Genomic DNA, 15,458 nt, shown 5'->3' on the forward strand with positions numbered 1-15,458 from the left:
TCACGGCGGCCGGTTGCGTCTCCGGTCGCTTTGGACACAGGGCGACCTTGCGGCGGCGGTACGTTTTTTGGCGTCTGGTTTTCCACGACGGTTCCTGCTCAGGATACTCTTTACGGTGTGCGGATAGTATGCTGTGGCCCGTATGTAGCACAACCCGCTACCGTGGGGGCGAAATAAGTGTTGCATTGGCATACCCGGAGGCTGCATTCGATTTGTATCTGTGGCACCATCCGGTTTTGGAAGGCGAAGGGGACCAATGGACTATACTCCGCGACCACCGCAAAAGCCCCAACCGATCAAGGGCATCAAAGGTCCGCGCGTCGTCGCGGCCCTTGTCATGCGCGAAGTCGGAACGAGTTATGGGCGCACCCCCGGTGGATATATCTGGGCGCTGATCGAGCCGATGGCCGCCATCACGCTCTTTACCATTGTGCTCTCCGTTGGGTTGCGGCTCAAGTCGCCCTCGATCGGCAATAACTTTATGTTGTTTTATGCGACCGGATACCTGCCTTACGCGCTCTATCTGCAAACCAACCGCAAAGTGGCGCGGAGTTTGAAATACTCGCGGCGGTTACTGGCCTATCCACGGGTGACGTTTGTCGATGCCATTCTGGCGCGGTTCCTGTTGGTGTTGGGGACCAATGTGATTGTGATCGCCATTTTGATGACGGGCATTTATGTCGCCTTCGATCTGGCACCCATTCTGGATTTCAGCCGCATTTTACTGGCCATCGGCCTTGCGGCTATTTTGGGGTTGGGGACGGGTGTTCTGAACTGTTTCCTGATGTCCCGATTTGCCATTTGGGAAACGGTTTGGGTGATTATCACGCGGCCATTGTTGTTCGTTTCGACGGTCTTGTACGCCTATGAGGACATCCCGTGGCGGTTTCGCGACCTGCTCGCCTACAATCCGATTGTCCATATGGTCGGCGCCATGCGAAGCGGATTTTACCCGATCTATGATGCGGCCTATGTGAATCCCGGGTATGTGGTCGCGATTGCGCTGATTTGTATGGTGTACGGCTTTGTTCTTTTGCACCGGTGGAATCAGGATATCGTCGCAAACCTGTAAGGGGCGACCTGACGCGCTATCGGGCAGGGCGCGGGAATTACCATTGTATCGAAAGGTTAGGCGGATTAATACTTTAGCACAGTATTGATTGTGTGAGGTCGCCTTGACATCTTCCAGTAACAAAACCCTAGTGGCCCACCTTGGCGCTCACAAAACGGCAACATCCCTCGTGCAGGGGTATTTCAAAGAGAAGTCAAAATACTATGCCAAGCAAGGCGTATGCTTTTTGACGCGTAGTGACGTGAGCCCCTATATTTCATGGGGCCAAAAGGTCGTTAAAGACGCCGAAAAATTCAACGCCTATATCAAGACGCGTACAGACACGTTTGACGGATCCTATGTGCTCTTGTCCAATGAGAACGCGATCGGACGTCCGTTCGGCACGTCGCCCGGTTTGTATCCGGGCCATGACAAAATTATCCCGCATTTTGTGCGGGCGTTCGACGGGTTCGAGCCGCGGATCGTGTATTCCATCCGGCCGCAGTGGGAATACATTGAATCCTACTATCTGCAGTTGGTTCACCAGGGTTATTTCAACACCTTCTACCAGTTCCTCGACGAGATTGACCTCGACGCGCTACAGTGGAATCCGATCATTGATAAATTCCGTGCCGAGTTCGGCCGCGAGAATGTGGTCGTGATGGACTTTGGCAAAATCCGGCAGGGTCAGGATGTCTTTCTCAAGGAGTTCATCGAACGCGCCTTGTCGCCGGAGATCGTGCCTGATCTGGACTATGATGTGGTTCACAACGCGTCGATTTCCGATCGCGGCCTTGAGATGGCTCTGCGCGTCAATCCGCTTCTTAAAAAGGGAGAGACGGGAGTTGTCCGCCGTTTCTTGCAGGAACACTTTTCCAACCTGACGGAGCCGCGCCCCAATCTTCTGGCCGAGCACATGAAGGTGGAGCTGAAGGCGCGTTACGCCGACGAATACGCCGCGCTCGTTTCAGGAGAATAGGGCATGGTGGGCGTTGCGCCTACCGTGACTGTGGTGACGCCCGCGTTAAATGCGGCACGGGTTCTCGGGCGGTGCGTCCGCTCGGTGCAGGCGCAGGACATGCGTGATTGGGAAATGGTCATCGTTAATGACGGATCCAGTGATGCGACCCGCGATATTGTCGAGGCTCTGGCCGCAGACGAGCCCCGTATCCGTGCGATTCACCTGCCCGTGCGGGCGGGGGCGGCGGCGGCGCGCAATGCGGCGCTTGATGTCGCGCGGGGGCGCTACATTGCCTTTCTCGACGCGGACGATGCATGGATGCCGCATAAGCTATCGACACAGATCACCGCCATGCAGCGGAGCCGGATTCCGTTTGTCTTTGCCGCGTATCTCATGGGCAACGAGGCAGAGGGATGGAGGACGATCGAGGTCCCCGAAACCGTCACCCGCGCCCGATTGCGGCGCGGCAATGTGATCGGTTGTTTGACCGTTATGTACGACCGCGACCACTTTGCGGATTTGCGGTTTCCATTGCTGCGCAAGCGACAGGATTTCGCGATGTGGCTTTGCGCTCTCGGGCGTATTCCGCAGGGTTTGGGTCTGTGTGAGCCTCTTGCCTTTTATTACCGCGAACAGGGGGTGCAGACCTTGTCCACGGGGGTGCTGTCCAATGCGCGCGCCACATATCGGGTGCTGCATCAGCAAGAGGGGCTATCGTCTCTCCGGGCGGCGGGGTGTTTGGTCAGCCACCTGACCGGTCGGTTTCGGGCACAGCGGGGCAAAAAGGAAACGTGGCCTGCGCCAGTCGAGGGTCGTTAGATGCAGATCAAAACGATTTGGGATTATATCCGCGCCGGTGTCGGCAACCCGCGCCTGTTACGCGATGTCGTCGCAAAAGCGTGGTGGCAGTGGCGGCAAAACGCGGCCGTTCATGTGAACCTGTCGGATGATTTGGCGAACCGGCGGGTGACGGCAAAGGCGCTCGGACGGCATGTTCCCGTCCTTGTGTTGGAAAACAGTGACACGCAGTTGTGGGTCGGTGTCCCCGTGGCGGTGTTCAACAGCGTGGTGCGCGATCTGGCGCTGACGGAGATTGGCAAGGGGCTTGCGATCGGGACATCCCCGCGCAAGAAACGCGATGGCATGCGGACCATTCGTGTGGAGGCGTACCGGCGGCGGGCGCAAAAACACTGGGTGTCCATGAACACAGGCAACGCACTTGCCCGCGCGATTTTCAAGGACACCTTGCTTGAGGCGGGGCGCTCTTCGCCGAAGGTGCCAAAGCTTGCCTTGCCGGACAAGGTGGCCGTGCCTGATCCCATTCGGGGCGAGGCGGATGGTCCGGTGGATTACGTCATCACATGGGTCACACAGGACGACCGCGATTGGCGTGCCGCATTCGCAGCCTGTTACGCAAAAACATCCCCACACGATCCTGACGGGAGTCCGGACACTTACGGGGCATCGCGGTTTCGCGATAACGGCGAGTTGCGGTTTGCGATGCGGTCGGTTCACGACAACCTGCCGTGGATCAGGACGCTACATATCGTCAGCAATTGCCGCCCGCCGGATTGGCTGGATTTGAGCCACCCGCGCCTGAATTGGGTGACGCATGAGGAGATTCTGGACGCCGCTGTGCTGCCGACATTCAATTCGCATGTGATTGAGACGGCATTGCACCGGATCGACGGGTTGTCCGAACGGTTTATCTATGGCAACGATGATTTCATGATCGCCCGCCCGCTTGATCCCGCGCGGTTTTTCACGCCCTCGGGCCAGTCGGTCAGCTTTCTGGAGCAAGGCGGTATGGTAACGGGCAAGGTGAAACCGAACGCGCCCGATTACCTGAACGCATCGCGTAGATCGTCCAGATTGCTTGCCAAAGAATACGGGGTTCTGGCCACGCGCCTGCATCGCCATTCGCCCTTTGCGTTGCGAAAATCCGTCCTGTTCGCGATGGAGACGCGGTTTCATGCCGCCATCGAAGAGACCCGAACGCACAGGTTTAGAGACCGCAACGATGTCAATTTGACCAGTTTTCTCTATCACCATGCGGCGGTGTGTTCGGGCGATGCGGTCGAGGGGGAGGTGCATGACATTTTTGTCCGCAACTCGGATTTGAGGTGGCGGGCGCAATTGTCGCGTGCGGTGCGTGACGGATGCGATACGCTTTGCGTGAATGACGGTGGGGATTACGGCGGCGGTGATTGGCAGCGCGGCCTGTCAAAGTCGCTGCGCCGCCTCTTTCCAAATGCCGCCCCGTGGGAAAAGGATGCCCGACTGTGACCTTGGCCCCGCTTGACCTCACGGTGGCGATTGCCACTCTGGCGGACCGCGTCCCACCCTATGATGCCGGCGCCCTCCCCGAATGCGCAGGGCTGCGCTACATCATCGTGTGTCAGGGCGACACAGAGGGTCGCGGCCTCGTCGGTCCGCACCGGTCCGATGTCCGGATTCTGGAGACGACCGAACGCGGCGCGGCGCGCAGTCGCAATACGGCAATGGCCGCCTGCGAAACGCCGCTTCTGCTCTTTGCCGATGATGACATGACGTTCGATCCGGCAGGATGGGCGGCACTGCGCGGCATGGCCACACAGAACGCGGATGTGGATTTCTACCTCGCGCGGATGCGGGCGGATGACGGGACGTGGCGCAAAGCCTACGGAGGCGAGACGCCAAAGCGGGCGGTGTTGCGCAACACCATGAAGGTCGGGACGCCGGAAATAATGATCCGTGTTGCGCGGTTCCGTGCCAAATCCATCGCATTCGACCCGAGTTTCGGGGCGGGCGCACGCTATCCCGTCGGGGATGAGTTTGCGTTTCTGGCGGATGCGATACGGGCGGGTTTGACGGGGTGGCATGTGCCTGTGTGTGTCGGCACCCATGCCGCCCGGAGCAGTGGCATGGTGTATGACGCGCTACAGATGAACGCACGTATCGCGTTGTTCCGGCGCGTGTTCGGATCCTGTAGCTTTGCCGTGCGCATCGTGTTCGCGATCAAGCATCGGGCGCGGTTCCCGTCGAGGCGTGCCGCGCTATCGTTTGCTTTTGGTCGCGCCTCGGCCCCCCGCAGGTGAGGCTCATGTTTGCGTGGTGAGATCATCGCATGTCGCGGGCAGGTCGGGGTCGATCGAAACCTCATGGCGCGCCGGAATTGGAAAGCGTCGCGCGAGGTAGCGCGGCACTTCGGCATTCCATGCGTCATCAAGGTGGCTGTCGATGCCATCGTTGATACAAAACGCGCGGCATCCGGACCCCTCGACCATACGGTTGAACTCGCCCTTGATGTTCGTCGCCGTGTTTTTGAGGATCTTGGCACGGTATCCGACCTGTGTTCCGCGCCCGGAGAGGTAGCAAAAGTGATGGAACAAAAAGGAGGTAACGGAAATATCGGTGATGGACCGGAATGGCGCCGACCGCGTGGCCTCGAATGCATCGGGGAAGGTTGCCTCCAATGTGTCCAACATCGACCGTTTTAGCGCGTAGGGCGTGTGTTTGTGCAGGCGTGTCGGGTAGACTCCGAACGTCTCTTGCAACAGCGTGGCGCCGTTGCGTGCGGCGTTGAGGTAATCGGGGCTCGCCTCATCGGGGTGTCCGTTGACAACACCGTAGTCTTCCAAATTCGCGTTGGGCATATCGTTGTCGGCAAAGAAAAACGAGCGCGGCAGATATTCGTTCACGAACATGTCGTCGTTCAGGTAGATGAAATTTTCGGCCAGATCGGGGATTTTGTGGAGGTAGGATTCAATCCCGTGCGAACTAAATGTCGGCAGGTGCCGTGGCGCCATGATTTCGTCGTGGCGGACCCAGATCACGTGGTCGTCGGGTTCTAACCATGCAGGTGGCGCACAGTTGGTCAGAACATAAATCCGGCGCACCCATGGGATATATTGTTCAACCGACCGGATGGAATACAAAAGCTCATTGCGACTGGTAAAGCGTGCAAGACTTGAGGCATCCGCCTCCTCGCCCTCGCCCTCGTGTGCCAATGTGGCGTCCGGTGCAGGGGTTCCTTTGGCGGCGGCGTAGAGCACCTGCCAATCGGGATCTTCGTGGTTGACCCAAGTGTAAACCACATCGACAGGTGTGCGCCCCATGCCGGCGGGGGGGCCGCTGAACAGGGTCTCGACCAGATGCAGGCCGGGGGTGCGCATGGTGTCGCGCCCTTCGCCGTGGATGTGGCGCAGGAAAACATTGCGGTCGTTGCGCGTGTCGTCTTTCAACTCTTTCTCGTGGTAGGCCGTCAAAACGACCCGCACCGCGATGCCGCCCGGCCATTTCAGCGCGACGCTCAACCGCCGGTGGCGCCGCAATCCGGAAATTATTTTAGAGAAAAAGGCCGTGGAATCGTCGTCTGTATCCTGCCACGAGATGGTCGTGGATAGCGATGCCGCCAAGGTGGATGTTACCGTGCGGATATCATGGTCCATAACGCCGATATGGACCAAATTCCCACGGTCACTTGGGAACAAAATGACGGGAATTTGCGCCCCGAGCGCCTGTAGAAATGCATCGGTTTGAGCGGCGATGTCGGGTGTGCTGAAGGTGGCATAACCATCGTAAATTGGGGTGCGCCGCAACAGGCCGGTTGGCTGTGCAACCCTGACCACCGTGACGGCATTGATGCTCTTTCTGGACGATTTCGACGTTCGCTGCGGCCGCAGCGACAGCGGGTCGTTCAGCGTGTCGATGTAAAGGTGCTTCAGTCCCCTATAGCCGCGACGAATAACAGGGCCGATCACAGGCAGGTTGGCTACTCTTTTTCTAAATTTGCCACTCATGGGGCGGTCCTTGTTAAATGCAACTGGTTAAAACGCCACTCTATATGAGGACGGAGCCGGAAAGTCCACGAATTAACCATTTGGCTCTGCGCGGTCGGCCGCCTGTCTTTCGGAATTCTGCTTGGGGAAAACTCTGGCCGGTTCGGTTATTTGAGACTGTTTTTGTGAATCGCGGCCATGCGTGTGACCAAGAGGGAATGACGGCGTTTGAGCCGAAGGTGACGCGCGATCTTTTCGCCCCAAAACAAACGCGCCCCGAATTGTCGCGTCCCGAACCGCCACAGATACAGCTTTTGCGCGATGGCCAATTGCATGCGTTGGCGCAGTGTCGGGTGGTGCGGTGTCGTGGCCGTTGCGTATCCGCGCGCGGCCATCATGGCCCCTGCTTTGCCCTCGACCAAAGCCACATCCGCCATCGTGCATTTATGGCGCCACTGTTCGATCAGGGACGGGTCGGGCGCGGCGTAGGACGTGTGTTCGTGATAGCTCAACATGGTGGTGGACCACGTGATCCCCAAGAAATCACAGACCCGTTTCAATTCGGATTCCCACGCCGAAAACAGAGCCTCGTAGCGAAGAAAAAATTGGCTTTCGGGCGGGATCAGGGTCGAAACCGCTTCCCAGTCCCGCTCGGTTTCAATCCAGTGGTCGACGCCATAATAGACATGGGCGGCCCACCCCATCGGGATGGAGGATCGCGCAACGTCGCGTGGATCGCGCACCATGTGGATGAACCGTGCATCGGGAAACGCCTCCACAATACGTGCCGCGTTTCGATGCACATTCAGGGTGATGACCGTGGCGGCGGGGGCGTTTCCCCTGATCTGTTCGAAGAAGAATTCAATAAGGTCCAACCCGTCGAGGGCCCGGGGTCCGGTGGGCAACTGCAGGTTTTTGTCACGGAAAATGCGGTCGTGTGTGAGGGCGGGAACGTTGACGCGCCACCCCGTGGGGTGCGCCGGATCACGTGACAGGTAATCAAAGAGAAAGTCGAACTCACCGGGGTTGACCGTTTGCGGGTGTGCATCGAGCATGAGTCGAAAGGCCGTGGTGCCTGACCGCAACGCGCCATAGACGAATACAATCCGTGCTTTTGCCTCTTTGCTCATGTCCGAAATATCCCACCGTTTCCTCTAGGGTTAATGCGGTTTGGGGGGGAGCGCAAACCCTTCGCCCAATGGTTGTAACTGTGTCTGGATGCGTATGCAGGGTTGTTGCATGGCGGCATGACAGTTAAACAAATATTAAGCATGAAAACATGCATCAATGGGTCAACGAGGCCCAACAGGTCTGGAGCAGAGGCCGTGACAGTGACAAAGCAAGCACAATTGGCGGTGATCATTCCGGCCAACAACGAGGCCGCCTATATCGGCGCATGCCTTGATGCGCTGTTGTCGCGCACGATGGATTGCCGCATTTCCATCGTTGTGTCGGCCAACACCTGTACGGATGAAACGGTCGAAATTGCACAAAGTTATGAAATCGCGTTCCATGAGCGCGGTGACAAGCTGGTTGTCATCGACAGTCAGATCGTGGGCAAAGTTGCCGCTCTGACGCGGGCGGAATGCCATCTTGGTGTGGTTGGCGCGGGTGAGTTGCCGCGTGCCTATCTGGACGCGGATGTCATCTGTTCGCCGCACCTGATCACTCAAATTGCGGCTGCGTTAGACACGGATCAGCCGCGCTACGCCACGGGCGTGTTGGCGGTGAAACGTGCCAAATCCAAAATCACGCGGGCCTATGCGCGGTTCTGGATGGAGCTTCCCTTTATCAAGAGTGGCGCCGTGGGTGCGGGCTTTTTCGCGGTGAATGCGGCGGGTCGGGCACGGTGGGGGCGGTTTCCCGATATCATTTCCGACGACACCTATGTGCGGCTACAGTTCACCCCCGACGAGCGGATCGAGGTTGAGGCAACATACACCTGGCCGATGGTCGAGGGTCTCGCCGCACTGGTCCGTGTGCGCCGGCGGCAGGACGCAGGTGTGCGTGAAATCGCCAAACGCTATCCACAGGTGATGCACAATGAGGGCAAGGTTAAGCCGGGTTCGGGTCGATTTATCGCGATGGCCCTCACCATGCCCTTTGCCTGTGCCGTGTATGTGGGCGTGCATGTTTTGACGCGCATGGGTCGAAACACGGACCAATGGACGCGCGGACGCTAGGGCGCAAAGAGGATAACGACACCATGACACAACAGCCGATCGCCTACCTCACGGGAGAGTATCCCAAGGTCTCGCATACGTTCATTCAGCGCGAAATCGAGACCCTGCGTGCGAAGGGGTGGACGGTCGAAGCCTGTACCATCCGACGGGCCGACCCCAAGGATGTGGTGGGGGCCGCGCAGGTGAACGAGGCCCGAGGAACCTTTTGTGTGCTTGAGGCCGCAAAGAACCCCGTGACATTGATTGGCGCACATATCCGGGCGCTCAAACGCGATCCCCGCGCATGGGGACGCACTGTGCGACTTGCGTGGCAAACCCGTCCTGCGGGCGCAAAGGCGGCGCTATGGCAGGTGTTCTATTTCTTGGAGGCCGGCGTTCTGGCGCGTCACCTTGAGGCGCGGGGCGTGCGCCACATCCACAATCATTTCGCAAATTCAAGTGCCTCGGTGGCGATGCTGACATCCGAGATGTCGGGAATTCCGTTTTCCATGACGATGCACGGTCCCGCGATCTTTTTCGAGCCGATGCACTGGCGGATCGACGCGAAAATCGCGCGGGCCGCTTTCGTGGCTTGCATCAGTCATTTTTGCCGTTCACAGGCGATGTATTTTTCCGATCCGGCGCACTGGAACCGGCTCAAAATCGTTCATTGCGGTGTAACGCCGGAGGCCTATGGCACGGTTGCGCGGACGCAGCGGGGAAAGCGGATCATCTTTGTCGGGCGGCTTGATCCCGTTAAAGGCGTCCCGCTGTTGCTTGATGCGATGGCGCGGATTGCGCAGGACCACCCCGATGCGACATTGAGCGTCGTGGGCGATGGGCCGTCACGGGCGGCGGTCGAGGCGCAGGCCCGCGATCTTGGCCTGGGGGATCGGGTTTCGTTTCTGGGCTACCGTGCCGCGGATGAGGTGACGGCGTTGTTGAACGAGGCGGATATGTTGGTGCTGCCGTCCTTTGCCGAGGGTGTGCCTGTGGTGTTGATGGAGGCCATGGCGAGCCGCATTCCGGTGATTGCAAGTCGCGTGGCGGGTGTAAGCGAGTTGATCGAGGACGGGGTGTCGGGCTTTACACTCCCTGCGGGGGATCTGGACACGCTTTGCGCAAGGTTAGACACGCTTTTGTCCGATCCGGCCCTGTGTGAGCGCATGGGCAACGAGGGCCGTAAAATGGTAGAGGCCGCTTTTGACCTGTCACGCGAGGCTGCGTGGATCGGGAAGATATTCGAGGGCGCATTGAAGGGGCAGTTGCCACTGTCACTTCGACCCTGATGCGGCTCAAAACAGGGTTATAATCCTGTCCCATTGTACCCAGACGGCCAGTCCTGTGGCGGCAAATCCAATGGCCATCAGGCTCAATTCTCCAACGGGATCCCATGCCTTGTAACGTGCGGTAAGGGCGGCGCGATAGGGGTAGATCAACAGGTTGGCGAGAGCCGGTGCCATGAGTACGCCAACAACCCCCGCACGCGTGACGCCGAGGTAGGTAAAGGCGATGATTGCAATGGCCATCGCGGATTGCAGAAAGAAATAGCGGCGGCTGTCGCCACTGGCCAAAAGCACGTTTTGCGATCCGATGACGGCATAGGCGGGTATGGATGCGAAAGAGATCAGAACCACAACCGGACCGGCGAGCGCATAGCGTGTGTCGTAAAGCGCATCGACGAGCCATACGCCGACACAGGCCAGAATGATACTCATGGCGATGGCCAAGCCCGCGACCATGCGGTGGGCGCGAAACAGGCTTGTCTGGTTCTCGGCGCTCTCGATCGGTGGTTTGATCCGGTAAAGCGGGAACAGGACGCGCCGTGCGATTTGCGTGGTGGCCAGATCCGGCAGGGCGGCCAACATAAAGCCGATGGAAAAGATACCCAGAAGGTCGGTGGCAACATAGGCACCAAGGATCGCCCGCCCGCCCATGGTGACGGCAAAGGTGGCGATGGTGGAAAAGAAGATAAAGGCCCCAAACCCCAGAATTTCGCGGGTTGCCGCGCGGTCGAGCCGGAAACGGTCCCGATCACCGTCGAGAAAGAGCGCCTGAAACGTGGTGCGCAAAACGGCGGTCATCACGGCCCCAAAGGCCAAGGACCAAACAGAGCGCCACCACCATGCGGCGATGAGCATCAGCATGATGGAGAGGACCTGTGCGGACAGCTCGATGATGGTGAGGCGTTCGAGTTTGAGGTGACGGGAGGCGAGCATGACGCGTGAGGGTTGAAAGCCGCCGATGATCACCGAGAGGGCAACCACGGGAAGCAGCTGACGCAATTGCGGCTCATCGTAAATCGCGGCGGCGGGGATCGCGAGGCCGAGCGCCACGACCCATAAAACTGCGCCGCGCATGACCTGAAGCGTCCACGCGGTGTGCAAAAAACGCGGATCGTCGCCATGTTTGCTTTGCACGATCGAGGCGTTGATGCCGAGGTCGGAAAACATTTGCAGCCCGTAGATAAAGACCTGAACCAGGGCCATGAGGCCAAAGGCTTCGGGGAACAGCAGGCGGGTGAGGATCAGGTTGGAGATCAACCGCAACCCGTTGTTGCCCACGACATTGGCCACGGACATCAGAGCGGCACGCAGGGAACGGGCCTTGACGCCCTCGCCACGCAGGTGGGAGGTCATGCGGGCAATCATATGTGGTCTCGCATCGTGGTGGATGCGGGGATATTTGGGCGTTTTGTCACCTGAACTGCCTTGCTCTTTCGACCTCTTCGGGTCGTCGCGATCACGCTATATCAAAAGTGGGGCAGGCGGGAATAGGGGCTGTGCGCACAGGCGTGCAATCGCGGCGGGGTGTTGCAAAAGACGCATGTGCGGTGATTCCGGACGAGAGCCGAATGTGGTGTTTGGCGGGGGCGTATCCCTTTGCTAGGGTTCACAGGAATCCCGAATGAGAGCGCGAATATGTTTGTAAATGTGAGGCGGCGTGTTGGTCTTGCCCTCCTTATGTGCCACCTCGCAGGTGGGGTTCAGGCGCAGGCCTTCGGGGCGGATGTTTCCCGTGGGGAGGGCCTCGACAATCCGACACTGGCCTACAATCTGTCGGCGCCGCGCGATTGGGGATCGGCACCGCCGTTTCTTGATTTGATGCGTGTGGCCCGCCCGTGGGTCGGGCATGCGGGCCCCACATGGGCCGCGCTCAAGCATGAGGATCTGGTGGCGCGGGGCGTGTTCGATGCGGACGGGTGGCCAACGCGGCTACCCGATGACGTCACCGCCATTGGCACGATCTTTGCATGGGACGCCAATGCCATTGAGGGCGTGGCCGCGACGCGGCAAGGCATCTATGAATTGCGCTATGAGGGTGCGGGCGAGATTGCCCTGAAGGGTGATGCAGAGATCTTGTCGCGCGGCGCCGGGGTCATCCGCTTCGCCAACCGTCGTGGCGATTACATCGGTATAGATATTACCGCCACGGACCCGCGCGGCACAGGTGATTACATTCGCAACATGACCTTGGTCCGGTCCGAACATGTGGCGTTGTTCAACGCGGGAGGTGTGTTTTCGCCCGCGTGGTTGGCGCATATAAAAGACGCGCGTCAGATCCGGTTCATGGACTGGATGGACACCAATGGCTCCACCCTGTCCGGGTGGTCCGGCATGCAACGCGACACTGTGCGGGGGATGGGATGGGGCGTCTCCGCCGAAATGATGGTGCGACTGGCCAACGAAATTGGCGCAGAGCCGTGGTTCACCATTCCGCACGGGGCAACGCCCGCGTTCAACCGTGCGTTTGCGACCTATGTGCGCGACCACCTCGATCCGCGGCTATCCGTGCGGGTGGAGTATTCAAACGAGGTTTGGAACGGCGCCTTTGGCCAACACAAGGCTGTAAAGGACGCGGCGCAAACGGCGTGGGGCACGCCCGCTGTGCATGACTATTACGCCAAAAAATCGGTGGAAACGGCGCGCGTCTGGGAAGAGGTATTCGGGGAGGCACCCCCCGCACAGGCCACGGCGCGTCTGGTCAATGTCATAGCGGGTCAGGCGATGAGCCTTGATCAGGTGTCGCGCATTCTGGCGCCTGCGATTTGGGCGCGGATGGAGCCAGACACCTATGTTGATCCGCGTGAGGTGTTCGAAGAGGTGGCGATTGCGAGCTATTTCGGTGGCCATGTGTTACGTGATGCCAAAGAGCGGGCCGGCTTTTCTGCCCTGCTTGCGAGGGATGAGGCGGCGGCGCGGGCATGGTTGGGTGATCGATTGCGCGATCCCGATCAACCGAGCAGCCTGCCGCATGTGATGCAGCTTTGGCGCGATCAGGCGCGGTTGGCGCATGATCACGGCATGGGTCTGGTGGCCTATGAGGGGGGGCAGCACATCCATTTTTCAACCGGCGGACGGCGCGATGATGATCCTGTGACGGATTTCTTGGTCGACTACATGCGCGGTGACGACATGGCGGCGCTATATGCACAGGCGTGGGATGCATGGGCGGCGGTCGCGGATGGGCCGTTCATGCAATATAATGCGGTCTCGTTGCCCGCGTGGTACGGAAGCTGGGGGGCGCGGGCCTTTGTCGGCGACGAGACGCCGCGGGCGCAGGTGATGGATCAGCGGAATGCGGTTTCACCCCCGTGGTGGCGGACGACAGCTTGCGATTGCTTTTTGAACGGGATTACGCGTCACGGCACGGACGTTGGTGAAGTGATGTTTGGAACGGATGCAGCGGATATTCTGATCGGCGGGCGTGGGGATGATGTCTTCTACAGCGGGGCGGGTGTCGATCATATCGACGGTGGCAGCGGTGTGGACGAGGTCGTTTTTGATGCCCCTGTCGGAGCCTATACGATCATCGCAACGAAGCAAGGGTATCGTATTGACGGGCCGCAGGGGACCAAATTCCTCCGTGACATCGAGCGTCTCGGGCTCGCAACGGGTGTGGTGGACTTGCGCCAAGGTACGGCCGGCCAATAGGCCCGTTTGGGCCGGATTTGTCTCTGTTCAGGGGCGGGTGCGATGTGGCACGAACCGCTTGCGCCGGATAGAGACCTCGGCGCGGCGGGTTTCCTGACGCAACGGCAATTCGCCGCTAAAGGCCAGACGGCGATTGTCGATTTGCGACCACATGGCCCCTGCCATCAGCCAAAGCGGCGGCACAGCGGAGGAGTTGGGGATGAGATCGACAAGATTGCCGGCGAGCAAGACCGCCGAACCCGTGAGCAACAGGTCGACTTTGAGCCGCTTGCGCATACGCCACATGAGCAGGGCGGGCAAACACAGCAACCCGAATTGTCCGAGAAACCCGATCCAGCCGTAGGTGCCAATGATCAAAATCCATTGGCCATCGACCGTGGAAATATCTTTGCCCCATTCATCGAACACGCGCGAACGGTTGTAGCCGCCCCACCCCGTCAGAGGTTTGAGGTTGGCGCGTTCCAAAAGTATGGCCTCGTTGTCGAGTCGGTATTGGAACGAGGAGGCGCGTTCGGGAGAAAGGGCCTCCATTGCTGCCACCATGCGCTCGACCGGGATATAATCCGTACCGCGCCCGATCGGGTAGAAAAGCACCAAAACCGAGACAGCGGCGGCGGTCAGGATTTGCAGCCGCGGGTAAAAGAAAAGGATCACGGGAAGCAAGATGACGGTGATCAAAACCGCACCGAGGTTTTTGGACAAAAACAGAATGACCAACAGCCACAGACATGCGGCCAACCATCCCCGCCGCGCCCGTTTTTCGCTGACCCGCGCCAGTAAGGCGGCGGAGAGAATGCCAAGGGTCAGGAACATGCCGACGCGCAAGCCATGTGTGAGAAACACGATCGGGCGATACCCGCCATTGCGAATATGTTGTCGCCATTCATGCGGGAAAAACCCGTAGATCCAGTTGTTCAATTGTGGACTGAGCCGCAACTCGATCAGGGCCAGAAGCGAATAGGCGAGGGCGGAAAAGACAAAGACACGAAGCAATGTGATTTGTGCTTGTGGGGTGCGCAGATGGGTGCGGGCAACCCAGAATGCCAGAAGTTGAACCGCGATCGAGAGCGCCATGGACGCGGCATCGTAGGGACGTAGCGCGGGTAGGTTTTCCTCGGGCAATTCAATGGCGGTGGTATTGGCGGCATAGGTGAGCCAACAGCCCCAAAAGATAAGTCCGATCAGCCCAAGGATCATCAGATTGGTGCGTGATTTGCGCCGTGGTTTGCGCCATGGCTCCAGTGCAATGTTCGCGGTGTTGGTCCGCATATGCGCGGATGTGGTCGAGGCGGAGGCTGCGCGGCGGGACGATATATCGTCCTTGGCGGTTTCTTTGGAACTCAGCAGCCATGCAAAGGCAAGCGCGGTGAGGCTCGGGACGAATGCCTTGTCCAAAGGGGGCAAGAGCGGCAGGTCAATTGCGGGTTCAACCGGCAAAAACAGATAGCCCAGAATGACGGTTAGAATGACCGCCTTCGGGATATCGAACGCACGGAAAAAGCCCCATGAGATCACGGGCCAGAAAAACAGCATAATATAGGCGATGATATTGGGCATCGGTCCTGTGGGTGCTCTGCTCTCATGGTGGCC

At 59.2% G+C, this 15,458-nt stretch carries 12 protein-coding genes; 8 read left to right on the forward strand and 4 right to left on the reverse strand.

The genetic code is table 11. The features are described from left to right. The first annotated feature begins 256 nt into the window (after window positions 1-256). The 5 genes from ACN0Q0_RS05115 to ACN0Q0_RS05135 all read left to right on the forward strand — a co-directional run bounded on the left by ACN0Q0_RS05115 (window position 257) and on the right by ACN0Q0_RS05135 (window position 5,089). On the forward strand, window positions 257-1,072 hold the full coding sequence (locus ACN0Q0_RS05115; protein WP_417242293.1) for an ABC transporter permease: 816 nt from the start codon (window positions 257-259) through the stop codon (window positions 1,070-1,072). A 226-nt stretch (window positions 1,073-1,298) separates the two neighbouring features. After that, window positions 1,299-2,030, forward strand: coding sequence for a hypothetical protein (locus tag ACN0Q0_RS05120; protein WP_417242294.1), 732 nt, complete (start codon window positions 1,299-1,301; stop codon window positions 2,028-2,030). Between the two features lie 3 nt (window positions 2,031-2,033). Beyond that, window positions 2,034-2,831: a glycosyltransferase family 2 protein gene (locus ACN0Q0_RS05125; RefSeq protein ID WP_417242295.1), complete on the forward strand. Its 798-nt coding sequence runs from the start codon at window positions 2,034-2,036 to the stop codon at window positions 2,829-2,831. Further along, window positions 2,832-4,298 carry a stealth conserved region 3 domain-containing protein gene (locus ACN0Q0_RS05130; protein WP_417242296.1) on the forward strand — a complete coding sequence of 489 codons (1,467 nt, stop codon included), beginning with the start codon at window positions 2,832-2,834 and terminating at the stop codon, window positions 4,296-4,298. Continuing rightward, window positions 4,295-5,089, forward strand: coding sequence for a glycosyltransferase (locus ACN0Q0_RS05135; protein WP_417242297.1), 795 nt, complete (start codon window positions 4,295-4,297; stop codon window positions 5,087-5,089). The genes ACN0Q0_RS05130 and ACN0Q0_RS05135 overlap by 4 nt, the downstream gene beginning before the upstream one ends. A gap of 3 nt (window positions 5,090-5,092) precedes the next feature. On the opposite strand, the gene ACN0Q0_RS05140 is transcribed toward ACN0Q0_RS05135, so the two are convergent. Together ACN0Q0_RS05140 and ACN0Q0_RS05145 are read right to left on the reverse strand one after the other, a co-directional pair. Beyond that, complete coding sequence (locus tag ACN0Q0_RS05140) at window positions 5,093-6,793, reverse strand: stealth conserved region 3 domain-containing protein (RefSeq protein ID WP_417242298.1); 1,701 nt, start codon at window positions 6,791-6,793, stop codon at window positions 5,093-5,095. A gap of 146 nt (window positions 6,794-6,939) precedes the next feature. Further along, window positions 6,940-7,902, reverse strand: coding sequence for a sulfotransferase family protein (locus ACN0Q0_RS05145; RefSeq protein WP_417242299.1), 963 nt, complete (start codon window positions 7,900-7,902; stop codon window positions 6,940-6,942). 201 nt (window positions 7,903-8,103) lie between these two features. On the opposite strand from ACN0Q0_RS05145, the gene ACN0Q0_RS05150 reads away from it, so the two are divergent. Further along, complete coding sequence (locus ACN0Q0_RS05150; RefSeq protein WP_417242300.1) at window positions 8,104-8,955, forward strand: glycosyltransferase; 852 nt, start codon at window positions 8,104-8,106, stop codon at window positions 8,953-8,955. A 23-nt stretch (window positions 8,956-8,978) separates the two neighbouring features. Then, window positions 8,979-10,223 (forward strand): glycosyltransferase family 4 protein, encoded by a 1,245-nt coding sequence (locus ACN0Q0_RS05155; protein ID WP_417242301.1) that lies wholly within the window; start codon window positions 8,979-8,981, stop codon window positions 10,221-10,223. Window positions 10,224-10,229: 6 nt separating this feature from the next. On the opposite strand, the gene ACN0Q0_RS05160 is transcribed toward ACN0Q0_RS05155, so the two are convergent. Next, a complete protein-coding gene (locus tag ACN0Q0_RS05160) occupies window positions 10,230-11,573 on the reverse strand; it encodes an oligosaccharide flippase family protein (RefSeq protein WP_417242302.1) in 1,344 nt (447 codons plus the stop codon). A gap of 282 nt (window positions 11,574-11,855) precedes the next feature. Here ACN0Q0_RS05160 and ACN0Q0_RS05165 point away from each other — a divergent pair, with 282 nt between their 5' ends. Next, complete coding sequence (locus ACN0Q0_RS05165; RefSeq protein WP_417242303.1) at window positions 11,856-13,868, forward strand: hypothetical protein; 2,013 nt, start codon at window positions 11,856-11,858, stop codon at window positions 13,866-13,868. 27 nt (window positions 13,869-13,895) lie between these two features. On the opposite strand, the gene ACN0Q0_RS05170 is transcribed toward ACN0Q0_RS05165, so the two are convergent. Then, window positions 13,896-15,425, reverse strand: a complete 1,530-nt coding sequence (locus ACN0Q0_RS05170) for an O-antigen ligase family protein (protein WP_417242304.1) — start codon at window positions 15,423-15,425, stop codon at window positions 13,896-13,898. Between the last annotated feature and the right edge of the window lie 33 nt (window positions 15,426-15,458).

Origin of the sequence: Celeribacter sp. (assembly GCF_048259695.1) — a bacterium.
Lineage (GTDB): Bacteria > Pseudomonadota > Alphaproteobacteria > Rhodobacterales > Rhodobacteraceae > Celeribacter.